Source organism: Xanthomonas sp. Leaf148 (genome assembly GCF_001423585.1).
In the GTDB taxonomy this organism is placed as follows: Bacteria; Pseudomonadota; Gammaproteobacteria; order Xanthomonadales; family Xanthomonadaceae; genus Xanthomonas.
Window position 1 is genome coordinate 59,546 of sequence record NZ_LMOP01000010.1, and the last position, 17,099, is coordinate 76,644.

At 65.8% G+C, this 17,099-nt stretch carries 17 protein-coding genes and 2 other RNA genes; 7 read left to right on the forward strand and 12 right to left on the reverse strand.

Going from position 1 to position 17,099, the window contains the following annotated elements:
- Nucleotides 1-565: 565 nt before the first annotated feature.
- On the reverse strand, nucleotides 566-2,404 hold the full coding sequence (locus ASF90_RS14575) for a S41 family peptidase (protein ID WP_082473563.1): 1,839 nt from the start codon (nucleotides 2,402-2,404) through the stop codon (nucleotides 566-568).
- Between the two features lie 31 nt (nucleotides 2,405-2,435).
- On the opposite strand from ASF90_RS14575, the gene ASF90_RS14580 reads away from it, so the two are divergent.
- Nucleotides 2,436-3,005, forward strand: a complete 570-nt coding sequence (locus ASF90_RS14580; protein WP_055851575.1) for a hypothetical protein — start codon at nucleotides 2,436-2,438, stop codon at nucleotides 3,003-3,005.
- A gap of 13 nt (nucleotides 3,006-3,018) precedes the next feature.
- Here ASF90_RS14580 and ASF90_RS14585 read toward each other — a convergent pair whose 3' ends face one another.
- On the reverse strand, nucleotides 3,019-3,693 hold the full coding sequence (locus ASF90_RS14585; protein WP_055851577.1) for a methyltransferase domain-containing protein: 675 nt from the start codon (nucleotides 3,691-3,693) through the stop codon (nucleotides 3,019-3,021).
- A 324-nt stretch (nucleotides 3,694-4,017) separates the two neighbouring features.
- On the opposite strand from ASF90_RS14585, the gene ASF90_RS14590 reads away from it, so the two are divergent.
- Nucleotides 4,018-5,640 (forward strand): hybrid sensor histidine kinase/response regulator, encoded by a 1,623-nt coding sequence (locus tag ASF90_RS14590; RefSeq protein ID WP_055851579.1) that lies wholly within the window; start codon nucleotides 4,018-4,020, stop codon nucleotides 5,638-5,640.
- Between the two features lie 140 nt (nucleotides 5,641-5,780).
- Here the strand turns inward: ASF90_RS14590 and ASF90_RS15835 are convergent.
- The 10 genes from ASF90_RS15835 to ASF90_RS14635 all read right to left on the reverse strand — a co-directional run bounded on the left by ASF90_RS15835 (nucleotide 5,781) and on the right by ASF90_RS14635 (nucleotide 12,293).
- Nucleotides 5,781-5,856, reverse strand: a non-coding RNA gene (locus tag ASF90_RS15835) — sX9 sRNA.
- 137 nt (nucleotides 5,857-5,993) lie between these two features.
- Nucleotides 5,994-6,428 (reverse strand): DUF6691 family protein, encoded by a 435-nt coding sequence (locus ASF90_RS14595; protein WP_055851581.1) that lies wholly within the window; start codon nucleotides 6,426-6,428, stop codon nucleotides 5,994-5,996.
- Complete coding sequence (locus ASF90_RS14600; protein ID WP_055851583.1) at nucleotides 6,425-6,865, reverse strand: YeeE/YedE; 441 nt, start codon at nucleotides 6,863-6,865, stop codon at nucleotides 6,425-6,427. Before ASF90_RS14600 ends, ASF90_RS14595 begins: the two co-directional genes overlap by 4 nt.
- 1 nt (nucleotide 6,866) lies before the next feature.
- A complete protein-coding gene (locus tag ASF90_RS14605; protein WP_168371664.1) occupies nucleotides 6,867-7,223 on the reverse strand; it encodes a metalloregulator ArsR/SmtB family transcription factor in 357 nt (118 codons plus the stop codon).
- Nucleotides 7,224-7,434: 211 nt separating this feature from the next.
- Nucleotides 7,435-7,510: non-coding RNA, sX9 sRNA (locus tag ASF90_RS22485), on the reverse strand.
- 112 nt (nucleotides 7,511-7,622) lie between these two features.
- Nucleotides 7,623-7,898 carry a DUF3658 domain-containing protein gene (locus ASF90_RS14610; RefSeq protein WP_055851588.1) on the reverse strand — a complete coding sequence of 92 codons (276 nt, stop codon included), beginning with the start codon at nucleotides 7,896-7,898 and terminating at the stop codon, nucleotides 7,623-7,625.
- Between the two features lie 120 nt (nucleotides 7,899-8,018).
- Entirely contained in the window at nucleotides 8,019-8,297 is a 279-nt protein-coding gene (locus ASF90_RS14615; RefSeq protein WP_055851591.1) for an oxidative damage protection protein, read from the reverse strand.
- Nucleotides 8,298-8,318: 21 nt separating this feature from the next.
- On the reverse strand, nucleotides 8,319-9,392 hold the full coding sequence (gene mutY, locus ASF90_RS14620) for an A/G-specific adenine glycosylase (protein ID WP_055851595.1): 1,074 nt from the start codon (nucleotides 9,390-9,392) through the stop codon (nucleotides 8,319-8,321).
- Between the two features lie 349 nt (nucleotides 9,393-9,741).
- Nucleotides 9,742-11,391 carry a signal recognition particle-docking protein FtsY gene (gene ftsY, locus ASF90_RS14630; protein WP_055851602.1) on the reverse strand — a complete coding sequence of 550 codons (1,650 nt, stop codon included), beginning with the start codon at nucleotides 11,389-11,391 and terminating at the stop codon, nucleotides 9,742-9,744.
- A gap of 185 nt (nucleotides 11,392-11,576) precedes the next feature.
- Complete coding sequence (locus tag ASF90_RS14635; RefSeq protein WP_082473564.1) at nucleotides 11,577-12,293, reverse strand: AraC family transcriptional regulator; 717 nt, start codon at nucleotides 12,291-12,293, stop codon at nucleotides 11,577-11,579.
- A gap of 160 nt (nucleotides 12,294-12,453) precedes the next feature.
- On the opposite strand from ASF90_RS14635, the gene ASF90_RS14640 reads away from it, so the two are divergent.
- The 5 genes from ASF90_RS14640 to ASF90_RS14660 are packed head-to-tail and all read left to right on the forward strand — an operon-like array spanning nucleotide 12,454 to nucleotide 17,074.
- On the forward strand, nucleotides 12,454-13,392 hold the full coding sequence (locus ASF90_RS14640) for a proline racemase family protein (protein ID WP_055851604.1): 939 nt from the start codon (nucleotides 12,454-12,456) through the stop codon (nucleotides 13,390-13,392).
- Nucleotides 13,392-14,621, forward strand: a complete 1,230-nt coding sequence (locus tag ASF90_RS14645) for an FAD-dependent oxidoreductase (RefSeq protein WP_055851607.1) — start codon at nucleotides 13,392-13,394, stop codon at nucleotides 14,619-14,621. Before ASF90_RS14640 ends, ASF90_RS14645 begins: the two co-directional genes overlap by 1 nt.
- A complete protein-coding gene (locus tag ASF90_RS14650; RefSeq protein WP_055851609.1) occupies nucleotides 14,618-14,863 on the forward strand; it encodes a 2Fe-2S iron-sulfur cluster-binding protein in 246 nt (81 codons plus the stop codon). The genes ASF90_RS14645 and ASF90_RS14650 overlap by 4 nt, the downstream gene beginning before the upstream one ends.
- On the forward strand, nucleotides 14,856-16,169 hold the full coding sequence (locus ASF90_RS14655) for an FAD/NAD(P)-binding oxidoreductase (protein WP_055851611.1): 1,314 nt from the start codon (nucleotides 14,856-14,858) through the stop codon (nucleotides 16,167-16,169). Before ASF90_RS14650 ends, ASF90_RS14655 begins: the two co-directional genes overlap by 8 nt.
- Complete coding sequence (locus tag ASF90_RS14660) at nucleotides 16,166-17,074, forward strand: dihydrodipicolinate synthase family protein (protein ID WP_055851614.1); 909 nt, start codon at nucleotides 16,166-16,168, stop codon at nucleotides 17,072-17,074. The genes ASF90_RS14655 and ASF90_RS14660 overlap by 4 nt, the downstream gene beginning before the upstream one ends.
- Nucleotides 17,075-17,099 lie beyond the last annotated feature (25 nt).

Below are 17,099 nucleotides of genomic sequence, written 5' to 3' on the forward strand. Positions count from 1 at the left end.
CTAGAGCAGTGCCACGCAACGCAACGAATATGCGTTCTCAGCCCTTTGCGCAGAACCAGGGGCAGCTATCGTGGTCAAATTCGCCGGGCGCCGCCTTACAGGTTCGTGCGGCCTCCAGTGAGGCGGTGCTGCTCGGGTAGTGCCACTGCCGCAGCACATGAAACTGGGTCAGGTGCGCGGCGTGTTGCTTCAGTGCAACCGTCTCTGGAGTGGCCACGCCGCCTGTTCGAGATACTGAAGCGCCGCGCGCTGACGTTCTGTGTGATGGCGACGGCATGCATTCGGGTGCAAGTCATGTGGCCGCCGATTGATGGGTGCGTGCGCTTATGCCTGTCTCCCGTGCAACACGCCCGTTTGCTTGTACGCGATCCCAGTGTCGCCAGGACGTCGTCAAGAACGCAGGCAGCGAAGCGTTGGCAGTGGTTGGGCATCGTAGCCGCCGGTGGAGCATCCGCGGTTGCGTTGCTGCAGCCAGTTCACTGGCAGCCTACCGCGATCGATTCAACGCTGCATCATCGTTATCAGCGGTTATGTGCTTACCGGCGTGTATGAAAGAGGCAGGAAATCACTTGGTGACTCCGGCGGCCACCAGGCCGCGCCGTAATAGACCATGGCCGCCATCGCTCAAGTCTGCCGCATCGATCGCAAGCGGCACATCTGGCACCACGCCGATGGACTGGGTTGCGAAGGGATGTGTTCGGCTTGGGTGAAAACCGTCTGCCGCCACGCGATCGACGAGCGTGGCTTCGTCCATCTCGCCAGCGCGCAGGGTTTCCGTCGGATCGAAGATGTAGAAATTTTCGCTGACAAGCGCGCGATATCCGGAATCGCCCAACGCAACACCCTCACTCTGCGAATCCCGGCCACCGCCGGCGCCGATGGTGCGCTCGCCCATGATCCTGGCGCCGCTGGCCCACATGTATGTGGCCAGCAATTCGCCGGCCGATCGGGTGCCTGCATCCACCAGTACAAGGAGCGGCTTGTGCGACGCGACGCTGCCGCAGCTGGCATCGTCCTGCAGCGCTTCAAGACGCACGATTTCCGGCGTTCCCGACGCGCTCATCTCGTAGGTCTTCACTGGCTTGCGTCCGGTGAGTGCCCAGGCGAATCCGCGCACTTCGCGTGCGAATCCGCCCATGTTGCCGCGCAAGTCGATGAGCATGACATCCGAGCGCGCTGCAATGGCATCGTAGCGACCGATCAACTCCCGGGTCACCGCACAAAACCCCGCCAACATGGGCGCGTCCGGGTCGTTTGTCTCTGCAGTTGCAGCCTCCCTGGCTTCTGCCGCCGCAGTGAACGTAGCGTTGTACTGCGGCGCAAACGCACCCAGACGAATGCTTCCCACCCGGGTGCTTCCGACCTGCGCAACCTCGGGCAGATCAGGCGCATCGACTGCGGATGCCAGCGTGCGCGCCAGCTCCTGGGTCATGGGCTGATAGGGCAGTGCGACCTGGCGCGGCGCCTGCGCGGACCTCTGCACGCGCAGGGTAACTGTCTTGCCGGCACCGGCCACCTGATGCGCCGCCGGTGTGCCGAGTGCGAGCGACAGCGCAGCTTCCGCTTGTCGCGCGCGCGCGTTGCCGCCGAACGTCAGCTCTGCTGCGTTTTTCAGCCATGCCGACGTGGGTGTTCCGTCGATTTGCAGCACCTTGTCGCCTTGCGCAAGGCCGGTGATGCGCGCATCCAGGATGCGCCACACGATCATGTGACCATCGCTTGAGGTTCTGAACAGAACGCCCAAGGTCTCTGTCTTACCGGCCTTCGCCCCGGTGAGCGCGACGTGCTGATCCGCGAGGCCGACAAGCCGTCGCGAAACATCGCTGGCTGTCGTTTCCGGCGCAAGTCTGGCGCTTGCCGCCCATGCGTCAGCGCTGCCCTGCACATCTTCGGGATACGTGGCGCGGTAGCGCTCGACGTACTTCAACGACGGGTAGTGGGCACGCAGATACGCATCGAGTTCTTCGGCCGACGCTGCGGCGCAAAGCAAGCAGGTCGAGAGTGCGAGACAGGCGATGAGTCGTTTCATGGAGTTCCTGAAGTGCGGTGCACGGCTGCTGCCGGTGGAGGTGAAACCCGCTTTGCACGCCTGCAGCCCGGCTTCGCCTGCGTCGATGATAAGGCGCTGATGCGTGGTGGAGGGGTGCTGTCCGGCACTGTGACGTCTGACGCGCGATGTCGGAGGCATCCACGCAGCAAAGCCTTGCAATAATGCGGCTGAGCGCTGTCGTGCGGGAGTTGTGGCTCTCGGTGGCGTGGTAGGTCGGCGTGACTGTCGGTCCTGCGCGGTATCGAGGTCGGCATCGTCATTGAGCGTGTGCTCGCACCGTATGCCATCGCGCGGCTGCAAGGATTGCCGGCTATGCTTGCGCGCTCGATGCAGACCAGAGGAGGGAACGGCCATGACAACCCGATGCTGGTGGTGGATGGCGGCAATGGCAATGACAATAGCGATGCCAGCTGGCGCCGCCACGCTGCCCGCAGGTGCTGCCAAATTGGTGCCTGCCGGGCAGGTGGTCATTGCTGTGGCCAGTGCGGATCTGACTGGCGATGGGCAACAGGACTACGTGGTTGCCTTACGCGCCGCGACCGAAGATGCAACGCGCTCTGGCGATCGCGCCGCGCCGTCGCGCACGTTGCTGGTGCTGGTGGCGACCGCTAGCGGCTTTGTGGAGGCCGGGCGCAACACGCGTGTGATTTTCAAGGCCGACGAGGGCGGGCAGTGCGATCCCTTCCTGGATGCGGAAGATGGGTTGGTGGCGACCGGCAGATTTTTCACCGTGCAGAACGGCGTGTCGTGCGGGCAGCATTGGACCGACTACATCACCTTCCGCTACGACCGCACACGCCGTGCATTTCTGTTTCACAAGCGCGTGATCGAAGCCTGGGAATTGAATACCGACGACGCGCCCGACGCCGATGCGCTGCGCCTGAGCGAGCACAAGGAGATCAAAGCCGATCCGCGCAAGCCGGTGCTGTTGTCCGACTACACACCTGCGCCGTGACGGTGCGCTGCCCTCACGCGTCTGCCGGCCACCAGTTGTCCATATTGCGGCGATAGACGAACAGACGCGGCGCCTTGGCTACCTGCGCCGACGCTTGGCGTTCGCCGGCGATCAGCGAGAACCCGATATCTGCCAGCATGCGCGAGAGCGCGTTGGCATTGCCGCGGCCAGGGTCGCTGATCACGATCTCGCAGGACGGCTTGGCCAGCCCCGGGATCAATTTGGCCAGCATGGTGGCGTGGCGGGTTTCGTAGAGCACGTCGCTGGCGATGATCATGTCGAATTGGCCCATGTTCGCTGCGCCCGCGTCCCAATCTAGCCGGCGATAGGGCACCGATTCCAGCGCGTTGAGCGCTGCGTTGTACGCCAGAAATACTTCTGCCAGTGGGTGGTGATCGCTGGCCACCACGTCTGCGCCGCGTTTGCGCAACACCAGGCTCGCCAGGCCCAGGCCGCAGCCGAGTTCCAGAATGCGCTTGCCTTCCACCGGGCGCGTGGCCATCGCTTCGGCCAGCAACTGTCCTGCTGGCCACACCTGGCCGAACAGGCTCCACTGCGCCGAAGAAATGCCGGCGTCGGCGGCAGCGTCGTCGGGGTCGGCAAATTGTTGCTTGTCCGCCAATGCGCGGATGACGTATGTCTGCTGCCCGAAGGTCAACTCGTGAATCTGGGTCTGATAGCCCGGCATGGTGGCGTCGCATGATCGCCAGGCGTGCGCACCGGCGTGGGAGTAGGCGCGCGCGACGCAACCGACACGGCGGGACGACGGCGCAAGAGCTGCAAACTGCCCGGGCATGCTACGGCAAAACAGCGCGGGCGCGTGCCCGTCTTGGCCGACACCGGCGTGCTGCGTTAAGCGGCTGCGTTGCCCGTGATGCCCGCCTACGCAGGGCCACTGCATTTGGTTGCATCGACGAGCGCAGCCGTACCGGAAAGGCTCATCGATGTGAGGGATTAGCTCACTGCGCCCAACTAAACTGTGCGCCGGGAATGGCCCCGCGGAGACCATCACTTGAACGATACCCGTCACGGAGAGCTACGGGCGCCTCATATCAGCGAATCTCGCAGCCTGCCTGTAGAGAAGCATCGCTCGGATATCTTTTTTGCCGCCGTGGAAACCACGCGGATGCCGATGACGGTCACCGACCCGCATTTGCCTGACAATCCGATCGTGTTCGCCAACCGGGCGTTCCTGGAAATGACCGGGTATTCGGCCGAGGAGATCATCGGCAGCAACTGCCGCTTTCTGCAGGGCCCGGAGACCGATCCGGCCAGCGTGCAGGACGTGCGCGAGTCCATCCAGCACCGCCGCGAACTCGCCACCGAGGTGCTGAATTACCGCAAGGATGGTTCGTCGTTCTGGAACGCGTTGTTCGTCTCGCCGGTGTTCGACGACAAGGGCAACCTGGTGTATTTCTTCGGCTCGCAGCTGGACGTGAGCCGTCGCCGCGACGCCGAGGACGCCTTGCGCCAGGCGCAGAAGATGGAAGCGCTGGGGCAGTTGACCGGCGGCATCGCGCACGATTTCAACAACCTGCTGCAGGTGATGTCCGGACATCTGGAAGTGATCCAGATGATGGCATCCAAAGCGGGCGCCAACGCCGAGCGCATCGCCTTCAGTGCCGAACATGCCGCGATCGCAGCGTCCAAGGCAGCCACGTTGACCCAGCAATTGCTGGCGTTTTCGCGCAAGCAGAAACTGCGTGGCCGGGTGGTCAATCTCAATGGGCTGGTGTCGGGCATGAACAACATGGCGGAGCGCGCGCTGGGTGGCGGCATCAGCCTGCGGCAGTCGCTCGAAGACGGGCTGTGGAATTGCCAGATCGACACCACGCAGGCCGAAGTGGCTTTGTTGAACGTGTTGATCAATGCGCGCGATGCGATGGCGCAGTCCGAGCGCAAAGAAGTGACCGTGCAGACCCAGAACGTGGAGGTCACCAGCCACGATCTGGCCATGCATCACCAGTTGGCGCCGGGCCGCTATGTGAGCATCGCCGTCAGCGACACCGGTGCGGGCATGCCGCCTGACGTGGCCAGCCGCGTCATGGAACCATTTTTCACCACCAAGGACGAGGGGCAGGGCACGGGGCTGGGGTTGTCGACGGTGTACGGCTTCGTCAAACAGTCCGGCGGCACGGTGCGCATCTACAGCGAAGTCGGCGAAGGCACCACGGTGCGGCTGTATTTCCCGGCATCCAGCGAGTTCGAGAACGACCTGCAGTCAGTCAAGAGCCGTGCCATCGACAAAGGCGGCAACGAGACCATCCTGGTGGTGGAAGACAAGCAGGACGTGGCGGTGGTGGCCAAAATGTTTCTGGAAAATGCCGGTTATCGCATTCTGTCCGCCTCGAGCGGGCGCGAGGCGATCGAGTTGCTGGAACAGCACCCGGATGTGGATGCGCTGTTTACCGACCTGATCATGCCCGGTGGCATGAACGGTGTAGTGCTCGCACGCGAAGCGCGCCGCATGCTGCCCAAGGTCAAGGTGCTGCTCACTACGGGCTATGCCGATGCCAGCATTCAGCGCACCGATGTCGGCGGCGCAGAATTCGACGTGGTCAACAAGCCGTACACCCAGAAGGAATTGCTTAAGCGCATCCGCATGTTGCTGGATGGGCCGACTGGCGTGGGCTGAGCGCGTTGTCGTATCGGGTGGCGCTGCCGTTCCGCGGTGGCCTCACCGATGCGCGATTGGGATTGCCGATTGGCTGCTGCTGGAAGGCCGCGATGCTCTGGCAGCGTCACCGTGAAAACTTTGCGGACGCCAATAAGAGCGGCTAACAAAACGTAGCGAGCAGTCGTCAGGTGGGTGTGGACGGCGCGGAGGAACCGGAGTGTACGGGTGGTACATGCCGATTCCGAGCACCACAGTAGTTTTGTTAGCTGCTCTAAGCGTGCCTTGAATCGCGGGCGCCAATGCACGCAAGCGTGGGCAGTGGTTTGCACCGCGGATGGCCGGCGATACAGCCGCAGCGGCGAGCGGTGCGATCAGCGATGCAGATCAGGCTCGGCGTGCCGTCGATAGAGCAGGTGCATGCGCATGCCGATCAGCATCGCCAGCACGAACACTAGGCTGGACGGCTGTAATGCAGCCGCGCCGAGCAGTGCGGGCGCCGGGCAGAGCCCGACCAGCCCCCAGCCGATGCCAAACAGCGCGCTGCCCCACAGTAGTGGGGCGTCGATCTGCCGCTGGGCGGGCAACTGCAGCGATGCCCCGCGCAGTGTTCGACCACGCCGACGCGCCCACCAGAACGCAGGTGCCGCGACACCGATGGCGCCGAGCATCACCAGCGCAAGCGATGGGTCCCAACGACCGGCGACATCGAGAAAGCCCAGCACCTTGTCCGGATTGGCCATGCCTGAGAGCAACAGACCGATCCCGAAGATCAACCCGGCGATCGCGCTGCTGACAACCCGATTCACCAAACGCCCCGCAACGTGGCGAGCAAGGCATGCGTGGCGATCGCCACGCCCATGAACACGGAGGTGGCGACCAGCGAGCGGCGGGCGCCACGGGCGATGCCGCACACCCCGTGCCCGCTGGTACAGCCGCCGCCAAGACGCGCACCGAACCCCACCAACAAACCTGCGCCGAGCAACAGCCACCATGCCGCCTGCGGCTGCATGGAAGGCAGCGGCCGCACGATGGCCCACAGCGGCACAGCACTCAGCAACCCGAGCACGAAGGCGCCGCGCCAGCTGCGTTCGCTGCGGTTCTGGCGTTGCAGCAGGCCGCCGACAATGCCGCTGACCCCGGCGATGCGTCCTTCGAATAGCATCAGCCACGCAGCAGCCAGGCCGATCAAGCCGCCGCCGGCCAATGCACTCAACGGGGTGAAGTTGCTCCAATCGACGACCATGTCAGTTTGGCTCCGCGGCGCCGCAGACGCTGGCATACAGGGCCTGCATCACCGCCAGCACGTCGGTGCTGGCGAGGTGGTAGTAGATGTATTTGCCGGCGCGACGGGTACTGACCAGGCCTTCATCGCGCAACACGCCCAATTGCTGCGAAAGCGTGGGCTGCACGATGGCAGTGGCCGCGTGCAGCTCGCCGACATTGCGTTCGCCCTGGGCCAGTTGGCAGAGCAACAGCAGGCGATCTTCGTTGGCCATGGCCTTGAGCAAGGTGCAGGCGCGCCCGGCCGACGCGCGCAGGCGCTGCATGCTGGCGGGATCGGCGCGGAAGCGTGGTAGTGCGGGCGTGGCGTGATTCGGCATGTCTGACAATCTATGTAAAAATAGAATGTCTGGCAATAGAGTGTGAGGGTCTAACGGCGTCGCAGGCCGCGTTCCAGAGTCCCGAAACCCAGTGGTACCGGACCAGCAGCGGTCGGCAATGCACGCAGGCCGCGCCTACACCGCCAGTTGGCACGCGCGCGGCGCAACGGGCGAACGACCTTTGCGGCACCTCGTCTTGGGGACTTGGAGCGGCTCACAAAACGTCGCGGGCAGTCGTCAGGTGGGTGTGGACGACGCGCAAGAGCTGCGGTGGACGCGTGGGACATGACGCATCGTGCACTGGGTGCGCCCGCTTGGCGGTGAGCGCAGGCGTGCTGCTAGCTACTCTTGGATACCTGAAACAGCGCACTACACGACGCATTGCCTAACGCGGACGCCTCAGCGTACGTGCGGCGAATGCGCGGCAAGGCGCACCTCGCTATGTCGCCAGTCTGTGATATCGCCCGCAGCCTCAAGCCGACCGCTGCGAACAAGGCGGGCAATGCGCTGCGCAACGTGGTCGGCCGCGTCCTCGACATCGGCCAGCTTCAACTGCGCGTCTGTGAGCGCTCTGGCAATGATCATCGCGACCTTCTGCCACTGCGTGTCGACAGCGTCGGTGACAAAGGCATCGATTGCGTGCAGCTCAATGCCGGATGGGCCAGTGCGTGTCATCGCGAATCACCGCTGTAGATGTCCGGAGCATCGCCGCAGGATGCGTGATCACGCATTCCTGTGATCGACTCCCGACATCAGTGCCAGTCTCCAATCCCAAATTCCCAATCTCGGAACCAACTACTCCTCGCCAAGCGGCGCCACATACCCTTCGGGCTTGTCGGCATTGCGCTCGAACAGGAACTTCTGCAGCTCGGTTTCGAGAAAGGCGCGATGCTTTGGATCGCGCGGCGATAGCCGGTTTTCGTTGATCAGCATGGTCTGGTGCGCCAGCCATGCCTGCCACGCGGTCTTGCCGATCTGCGCGAAGATGCGCTGGCCGAGTTCGCCGGGATACGGCACAAAATCCAGGCCGTCGGTGTCGCATTGCTGGTACTGGCAGAACACGGTGCGGGACATGCGAATTCCTTTGAGGCGTGCTTAAAGCGTGTCGAGCAACTTGCGGATCGGCGCCGGCAAGCCCAGCGAGCCGAGATCGGTGCGGGCGACCCAACGCAGATCGTCATTGTCGCGCACCGCCGCGCGCAGTGCGACCTTGCGCAAGCGCAACGGCTGCAGATGCAGGCGGTAATGGCTGAAGGTGTGCACGATTGGCGCCATCTCGTTGGCGCGTTCGTAGTCGCCATCCAGATGCGTGGCGAACCAGGCGCGCATGCCGCTGTCGGTCTCGGCCTGCGGCAGCGTCCACAGCGAGGCCCAGATGCCGGTGGGCGGGCGACGCTGCAGCAGGATCTCGCCGTGCGCGTTTTCCAGCAGCAGGGCGGTCGCTTCGCGCTCGGGCAGCAGCTTGCCCGGTTTGGGCGTGGGCAGCGCCTCCACCAGACCCTCGCGGCGGGCAACGCAGGCATCCTGCAACGGGCACAACACGCAGGCCGGTTTGGCACGCGTGCACAGCGTGGCGCCGAAGTCCATCTGCGCCTGCGTGTAGTCGGCCAGGCGGCCGTCGGGGACCTGCGCAACATGCGTTGTCGCCAGCTGCCACAGCTGCTTTTCGACCGCCGGCAGGCCGGGGTAGCCGGCAATGCCATGGAAGCGCGTCATGACGCGTTTGACGTTGCCATCCATGATGGGAAAGCGGTCGTTCCACGCCTGACTCAGGATCGCACCGGCGGTGCTGCGGCCGATGCCGGGCAGCGCAAGCAGTGCATCGAAGTCGCGCGGCAGCTCGCCAGCGTGCAAGGCGACGCACTGTTTGGCGGCGGCATGCAGATTGCGCGCCCGTGCGTAGTAGCCCAGCCCGGCCCAGTGCGCCATGACCGTGTCGTTGTCGGCTGCGGCCAGATCGGCAAGGGTTGGAAAACGTGCAACGAACTTCTGGAAATACGGAATGACCACCGCAACCTGGGTCTGCTGCAACATGATTTCCGACAACCACACGCGATACGGCGCGCGTGGATGTTGCCAGGGCAGATCGTGGCGCCCGTGGCCGTCGAACCAGTGCAGCAACGGGGCGACGAAAGCGTCAGCGGATGAAGCGGCAAGGTCTGCGGGCATGAGGTCTGCTGGCAAAGGGAGGCGATGAACGGCAATGGTGTCAGCACGGACACCGGGACGACCGTACGCTGTGGTGGGGCCCGATCACTGCAGCGGGAATGCAAGTCCGACCAGGCATTGCTCGCAGAAGAAGCCTTCATCGCCAGGCCAGTGCGGTTCTGCTGGTGCATGGTAAGCAACCACTGGTGCATCGACGCGGCCCTGTGCGCGTAACGTCGCAGGCAAGGGCTGGGCGAACTCCAGCACCTGTTTGGCGCGCGACCAGCCGTGCGACACCTGCTGCACCGTGCAACCTGCCTGCAGTGCCTGTGCGCACAGTGCTTGCAGATGCGGGCAGGGGTCTTCCAACTCAGCTGCCCAGCGCTTCCGGCAGTAAGGCATCGACGAAGGCGACCGGGTCGAACACGCGCAGATCTTCCGGGCGTTCGCCGATGCCGGCAAAACGGATCGGAATATTGAACTCGCGCGCCAGCGCGAACACCACGCCACCCTTGGCGGTGCCATCGAGCTTGGTCACCACCAGGCCGGTGACGCCGACTGCCGCATGGAACTGACGCAGCTGCGAGATGGCGTTCTGGCCGGTGGTGCCGTCGATCACCATCAGCACTTCGTGCGGCGCGGCGGCGTCGATCTTGCCGAGGACGCGGCGGATCTTGCCCAGCTCGTTCATCAGGCCGGTCTGGGTGTGCAGGCGGCCGGCGGTGTCGGCGATCAAGACATCGGTGCCGCGTGCCTTGGCGGCCTGCAGGGCGTCGAACGCCACCGAGGCGGCATCGGCGTTTTGCCCCTGCGCAATCACTGCCACGCCATTGCGATCGCCCCAGGCCTGCAACTGCGCCACGGCGGCGGCGCGGAAGGTGTCGCCGGCGGCCAGCATCAGGCTGTTGCCTTCGTCCTTGAAACGCTTGGCCAGCTTGCCGATGGTGGTGGTCTTGCCAACGCCGTTGACGCCGACGGTGAGCACCACGAACGGTTTGACCGAACGGTCGATCACCAGCGGTTTGGACACCGGCTGCAGCAACGCGATGAGGTCGGCGCGCAGGGCCTTGAACATGGCCTGGGCATCGGCAAATTCGCGCGACTTCATGCGCTTGCGCAGGCCTTCGATCAAGGCGGTGGTGGCGCCGATGCCGACATCGGCGGTGATCAGCGCGGTTTCGATCTCGTCGAGCAGATCGTCATCGAGCTTGGGATTGCGCGAAAACAGGCCGCCGAAGCTGCGTGCGAAGGTGCTGTTGCGCAGCCGCTCGCGCCAACCCGGCTTGCCAGCCGGTGCGGCAGGCAGTGCGTCGTGCTGGCCGACGATGCTGTCGCTGTCCTGCGTCGCTGGCGCCGGGCTGCTGACGATGACTGGTGCGGTCACCAGCGGTGTGGCGCTTGCAGCAGGAGTTGCGGCGGGCGGCGTGGACGCAGTGGGTGTTGCGGCGGGCGGCACGACCACGGGCGGCGCCGCGACCGGCGGGGCGGCAGCGGGTATCGCAACAACAGGAGCCGCAACAACCGGTGCTGAGACCGAGGGTGTGGCACTCGGCGACAGCGTCGCAGGTTGCGCCGGGGCAGCGACAGGCGGCGTTGGTGCAGACTGCGGTGGCACAACGACAGGCACCACTACCACCGGGGTCGGCGCGGCGGGCGCGGTAGCCGGTGCCGGGTCTGGCAACGCCTGCAGGGCGGACGGCACAGGAGGCGTGGGCGCGGCGGGCGCGCTCGGCACAGCGGCAATGCTCTGCGCCTGGCCGGTGCGGGCGGCGATATCGCGTGCGAGCGCCTCAGCCGGTGTCGCTGGCGCGGTGGTTTCGGCTATCGGTGCAGGCGCGACAGGCGCGGCGGCGGTAGGCACTGTGCCGGACTGCGCAGGCGGCATGGCCTCGACCGGCGATGCAGGCGTGGCGGCCGATGGTGCAGTGGGGAATGCGGCTGCCAGTTCTTCCAGGCTATAGCGCGAGGTCCGCGAGCTGTCGGGCGTGGTGGGCTTGTTGCGGCGGAAAAAGCTGGCCATTGGCAACGCAGTAGGGGAAACCCGGAATTCTATCATCCGGGTCCCGGCTCACCTTGACGCGCCCTTCAGCGCCGCCCTGTTTCAAGGAAGCCAAAATGCGCTGCGGCGGGGCGCTCAATCCTGCCGAATTCTGCATTTGTGCCAGCTGTGTGTCAGCACCCGATTGCAGCCTGCAACCGGCGCTCTTACAACTGGCCCTTTAACGCGCGGTAATCGCGCGGGGTCATGCCGACGGTGGCCTTGAACTGGCGGGCGAATGCGCTCTGGTCGGCAAATCCGCAGCGCTGGCCGATGCTGGCGATGCTGTCGTCGCCGTACAGCAGGCGCATGGCCGATTCGATGCGCAGCTTGGTCAGCAGTTGCTGCGGGGTGACCTGGAACACGCGACGGAAGTGCCGTTCCAGCTGCGCCACCGAGAGCCCGGCCAGATCGGCCAGCGCCTGCACGCGCAGGTTGTCGCCGAAGTTGGCCTGCATGTGTTCCATCACCTGGCTCAGGCGCTCGTAGGCCGAATGCCGGCTATCGGGCTGGCCCAGATCGCGCGAAATCCCCACCACGCCAATCACTTCGTTGGCCTCGCACAGCGGGCGTTTGAAGGTCAGGCACCAGCCGGGCAAGCGGTTGGGATACAGATGCACTTCGAGCTGGTTGTCGATCAGCTCGCCCAGCAGCACGCGACGGTCCTGCATCATGTAACTGCCGCCCAGCGGCAACGGAAACACTTCCAGCGGCGAACGGCCGATGATCTCGCTGCGCAGCTTGCGCCCGAGCCGGCGCACCAGGGTGAGGTTGCAATGGGTGTAGCGGCCCTCGCTGTCCTTGATGAAGAACACCACGTCCGGCAGTGCATCGAACAGCGTCTGCATTTCCAGCGCGGGAAGGTTGAGGTCCATCAGGGTCATGATAGCGGTCACGATTTGACGGCTGCACGGTGGTGCAACCCATGCTTGATCCTAGCGTAAACGCATGGCTGTGAATCAGGTTGGCGATTGTGCAGATTTCCGCATTTTCACTTCGCATTGAACGCTAGTCGTCGAAGGGCCGGCAATGGGAGCATGAGCCATGCACACCATCGACGTCATCGACTCCCATACCGCCGGCGAACCCACCCGCGTGGTCCTGGCCGGCTTCCCCGATCTGGGCGATGGCGACCTGGCGCAGTGCCGCGAGCGCTTCCGCCACGACTTCGACCACTGGCGCAGCGCGATCGCCTGCGAGCCGCGCGGTTCGGACACCATGGTGGGCGCGTTGCTGCTGCCGGCGCGCGACCCTGCCGCCTGCACCGGAGTGATCTTCTTCAACAACGTTGGCTATCTGGGCATGTGCGGCCACGGCACCATCGGGGTGGTACGCACGCTGGCCGAGCTGGGGCGTATTGCGCCGGGCCAGCACCGCATCGAAACACCGGTGGGCACCGTGGGCGTGGAACTGGCCGAAGACGGCACGGTGTCGGTGGACAACGTCGAGAGTTATCGCGCCGCCGCCGGTGTGGAAGTGGACGTGCCGGGCCATGGCCGGGTGCGTGGCGATGTGGCCTGGGGCGGTAACTGGTTTTTCATCACCGAGCAGGCGCCGTGCGCGCTCGATCTGGCGCACCAGCGCGAGCTCACCGCCTACACCGAGGCGATCCGGCTGGCGCTGGAAGCGGCCGGGATTACTGGTGAGGCGGGTGGTGACATCGACCATATCGAAGTCAATGGCGCCGCCCCCGATGGCAGCGGCGTGGCGCGCAACTTCGTGCTGTGCCCCGGGCTGGCCTATGACCGCTCGCCTTGCGGCACCGGCACCAGCGCCAAGCTGGCCTGCCTGGCCGCAGACGGCAAGCTGGGCGAAGGCGAGCGCTGGGTGCAGCAAGGCATTCTGGGCAGCGCGTTCGAGGGCAGTTATCGCCTGAGCGGGCGCGGCATTGCGCCGCGCATCAGCGGGCAGGCGTTCATCACCGCGCGGTCGCAGTTGATCATCGATCCGGCCGATCCGTTCGCCTGGGGCATCGTGGCCTGATGCAGGTGTCGCCGCCCGCGCCGGATGCTGCGTTGGCTGCGCCGTCGAGCGGTTCGGCTGCAGCGTTGCTGCATGGCGAAGCCAATGGGGATGTCAGCCCATCTGCCGCCTCCACGCGGCGTAGCTACGACCTGATCGTGATCGGTGCCGGCATCGTTGGTGCCGCCTGTGCGGAAGCTGCGGCAGCCGAGGGCTTGCGGGTGGCGATCATCGAGCCAGGGCCGATCGGCGGTGGTTCGACCGCAGCGGCGATGGGGCACCTGGTGGCGATGGACGACGACCCGGCCGAGCTGGCGTTATCGGCGTATTCGCTGCGCTTGTGGGAGCGCTTCGCGCAATTGAGTGAGGCCGAGTTCAGTCGCTGCGGCACGCTGTGGGTGGCACGCGATGCGCGCGAACTGGCGGCGGTGCCGGCCAAGATCGCGCGGCTGGCGGCGGCCGATCTGCACGCAGACGCCATCGATGCGCAACAGTTGTATGCCCTGGAACCGCAGCTGGTGCCCGGGCTGGCCGGTGGCATGCGGGTGCCTAATGAAGCGGTGGTGTATCCGCCGCGGGTGGCGCGGCACCTGGTGAGCCTGGCCTGCAAGGCCGGTGCGCAGCTGTTTGCCGGCCGTCAGGTAACCCAATTGCAAACGCAGGGCGTGCGTCTGGACGATGGCCAGCTGCTGTCCGGGCCGGTGCTGGTCGCCAGTGGTGTTGCCCTGCCGCAGTTGCTGCCCGAGCTGGCGCTGCGTCCGCGCAAGGGCCATCTGGTCATCACCGACCGACACCCTGGTTTGATTCGGCATCAACTGCTGGAGTTGGGTTATGCCGATTCGGCGCATGGCGCCGACGACATCAGCGTGGCCTTCAATGTGCAGCCGCGGCCGACCGGGCAGATTCTGATCGGCTCGTCGCGGCAGTTCGGCGAAAACGACCGCGCGCTGTCGATGCCGGTGCTGCAGCGGATGTTGCAACGTGCATTTGCGTATCTGCCGGTGTTGCGCGAGCTGCAGGCGATCCGGGTATGGACCGGCCTGCGTCCGGCCACCCCGGACGGGCGCCCGTATCTTGGGGCGGTGCCCGGCCGGGCCGATGTGTGGGTGGCGGCGGGGCATGAAGGGCTGGGGGTCACCACGGCGCTGGGGAGCGCACGGGTGATCGTGGACAGCCTGCTCGGGCGCACGCCGGCCATCGACCCGGCGCCGTACGCACCGGCGCGCGCAGTGCAGGGCGCCGCGGCATGAGCGCCACGGTTCGCCTGTATGTGGATGCGCAACCGGTGGACGTGCCGGCCGGCGCCAGCGTGGCGGCAGCGGTGGCGCAGGCCACGCTGCAGTTTCGCCAGTCCAGCAGTGGCCAGCCGCGGGCACCGTTATGCGGCATGGGCGTGTGTTTCGAATGCCGCGTGCGCATCGACGGCATTGCGCAGCAACGCGCATGCCTGGTGGATGCGCAAGAAGGCATGCAGGTGCGCACCGATGGCTGAGCGCGTGCTGCATTTCGATGTGCTGGTGATCGGTGCCGGCCCGGCCGGATTGGCTGCCGCGCAGGCGGCCGCTGGCCATGGCGCACGCGTGGGCGTGGTGGACATGCAGCCGCGTGCGGGCGGGCAAGTGTGGCGCAGCGACGTGCACCACGGTGCGCCGGCCGATGCACGCGCGCTGTTGCGGCAGGTGCAGGGCAATGCCGCAATCAGCCTGCTGACGCGCACGCAGATCGTGCTGGCCCAGCCGGGCTGGTTGTTGGCCGATGGTCCGGACGGCACGCTGCAACTGCATTACGCCGCGCTGGTACTGGCCACTGGCGCGCGCGAATTGCTATTGCCGTTTCCGGGCTGGACCTTGCCCGGCGTCACCGGCGCAGGCGCGGCGCAGGCGCTGGCCAAACAAGGCTGGCCGGTGCGCGGCAAGCGCGTACTGGTGGCCGGCAGCGGGCCGTTGCTGCTGGCCAGTGCGGCCACCTTGCAGCGCCATGGCGCGCAGGTGCTCGGCATCCACGAACAAACCAGTGCTGCGGCGTTGCGCACCTTCGCCGCGCAGTTATGGCGCTGGCCGGGCAAGGCCTCGCAGGCGGTGGCGCTGCGGCTGCAATTGCATCGCGTCGCCTATCGCGCCGGCAGCGTGGTGGTGGCCGCGTATGGCGATACGCAGCTGCGCGAAGTGGAACTCGATGGCCCGCGTGGCCGCACCCGCGTGGCTTGCGACCAACTCGCCGTGGGCTACGGCCTGGTGCCCAATACCGAGCTGGCGCAGTTGCTGGGTTGCCAACTGGAACCCTGTGGCGCGCATCGACAGATTCAGGTCGATGCCTTGCTGCGCACCAGCGTCGTGCAGATCTTCGCGGCTGGCGAAGCCTGCGGCATCGGCGGGCGCGATTGCGCGTTGGTCGAAGGTGCGATGGCCGGGCATATGGCTGCCGGCGCACCCGATCACGCACTGCAGCTGCAGCCGCTTCGGCGGGCCGCACGCGCGTTTGCGCAGCTGTTGCAACAGCAATTCGCACTACATCCGCGCATCCGCACGCTGGCGCAACCAGACACGTTGGTCTGCCGCTGCGAAGACGTGCCACTGGGCGCGCTGGACGACTTCGACGATGCACGCGACGCCAAGCTGGCCTCGCGCTGCGGCATGGGCGCCTGCCAGGGCCGCATCTGCGGCAGCGCACTGGCCGAACTGGGCCGTTGCCCGCCCGATCTTTCCACCGACGCCGGCCGCCGGCCGCCGTTGTTCCCGGTCCGCCTCGCGGCGCTGGCCGACTCGTTCACTTCCGACTCGCAAGGGAATCATCCATGAGCATTGCTGCGTTCTGGCACGGCGTGTTGCCGGCCATCACCACCCCGTTCACCGCCTCCGGTGAGATCGACCACGACTTCCTCGGCAAGCACGCCAACCAGCTGGTGGATGCCGGCTGCACCGCGATCGTGCCGCTGGGCTCGTTGGGCGAAGCGGCCACCTTGAGCGTGGACGACAAGCTGGCGGTTCTGCGCACCCTGGTCACTGCCTTGAACGGCCGCGTGCCGGTGGTGCCGGGCATCGCCAGCCTGGCGACCGGCGAAGCGGTGGCGCTGGCCAAGGCGGCCAAGGAGATCGGATGTGGTGGCCTGATGGTGCTGCCACCGTATGTCTATTCCACCGACTGGCGCGAGATGGGCGCGCATGTGCGCGCGGTGATTGGTGCGACCGATCTGCCGGTGATCCTGTACAACAATCCGGTGGCCTACAAGACCGATTTCGGCCCGGCGCAGATCGCCGAGCTGGCTGCCGAATTCCCCAACCTGCAGGCAGTGAAGGAATCTTCCGGCGATGTGCGCCGCTTCGCCGCGCTGCAGGAATTGCTGGGCGATCGCCTGGCGCTGCTGGTGGGTATGGACGATGCAATCGTCGAAGGCTTGAGCATGGGCGCCAAGGGCTGGATCGCCGGCCTGGTCAATGCCTATCCGAAGGAATCGGTGCGCCTGTTCGAACTGGCGCGCGATGGCGGTTATCCGGCTGCCAAGGAGTTGTACAACTGGTTCCTGCCGCTGCTGCGCCTGGATACCGTGCCCACCTTCGTGCAGCTGATCAAACTGGTGCAGGCAAAGGTTGGCCTGGGCAGCGAGCATGTGCGTGCGCCACGGCTGGTCGTGGCCGGCGCCGAGCGCGAAGCGGCGCTGAAGGTGATCGATCATGCGATTGCCACCGCACCTAAGCTGTCCTGATGACGCAGGCACCGTGACGCTGCGC

Bases quoted from the DNA above. Each gene is read 5' to 3' on its own strand.
- ASF90_RS14635 (WP_082473564.1), bottom strand. From the start codon at position 12,293: ATGACCCTGATGGACCTCAACCTTCCCGCGCTGGAAATGCAGACGCTG.
- ASF90_RS14640 (WP_055851604.1), top strand. From the start codon at position 12,454: ATGCACACCATCGACGTCATCGACTCCCATACCGCCGGCGAACCCACC.
- ASF90_RS14575 (WP_082473563.1), bottom strand. From the start codon at position 2,404: ATGGCCGTTCCCTCCTCTGGTCTGCATCGAGCGCGCAAGCATAGCCGG.
- ASF90_RS14650 (WP_055851609.1), top strand. From the start codon at position 14,618: ATGAGCGCCACGGTTCGCCTGTATGTGGATGCGCAACCGGTGGACGTG.
- ASF90_RS14580 (WP_055851575.1), top strand. From the start codon at position 2,436: ATGGCAATGACAATAGCGATGCCAGCTGGCGCCGCCACGCTGCCCGCA.
- ASF90_RS14615 (WP_055851591.1), bottom strand. From the start codon at position 8,297: ATGTCCCGCACCGTGTTCTGCCAGTACCAGCAATGCGACACCGACGGC.
- ASF90_RS14645 (WP_055851607.1), top strand. From the start codon at position 13,392: ATGCAGGTGTCGCCGCCCGCGCCGGATGCTGCGTTGGCTGCGCCGTCG.
- mutY (WP_055851595.1), bottom strand. From the start codon at position 9,392: ATGCCCGCAGACCTTGCCGCTTCATCCGCTGACGCTTTCGTCGCCCCG.
- ASF90_RS14605 (WP_168371664.1), bottom strand. From the start codon at position 7,223: ATGCCGAATCACGCCACGCCCGCACTACCACGCTTCCGCGCCGATCCC.
- ASF90_RS14610 (WP_055851588.1), bottom strand. From the start codon at position 7,898: ATGACACGCACTGGCCCATCCGGCATTGAGCTGCACGCAATCGATGCC.
- ftsY (WP_055851602.1), bottom strand. From the start codon at position 11,391: ATGGCCAGCTTTTTCCGCCGCAACAAGCCCACCACGCCCGACAGCTCG.
- ASF90_RS14585 (WP_055851577.1), bottom strand. From the start codon at position 3,693: ATGCCGGGCTATCAGACCCAGATTCACGAGTTGACCTTCGGGCAGCAG.
- ASF90_RS14660 (WP_055851614.1), top strand. From the start codon at position 16,166: ATGAGCATTGCTGCGTTCTGGCACGGCGTGTTGCCGGCCATCACCACC.
- ASF90_RS14655 (WP_055851611.1), top strand. From the start codon at position 14,856: ATGGCTGAGCGCGTGCTGCATTTCGATGTGCTGGTGATCGGTGCCGGC.
- ASF90_RS14600 (WP_055851583.1), bottom strand. From the start codon at position 6,865: ATGGTCGTCGATTGGAGCAACTTCACCCCGTTGAGTGCATTGGCCGGC.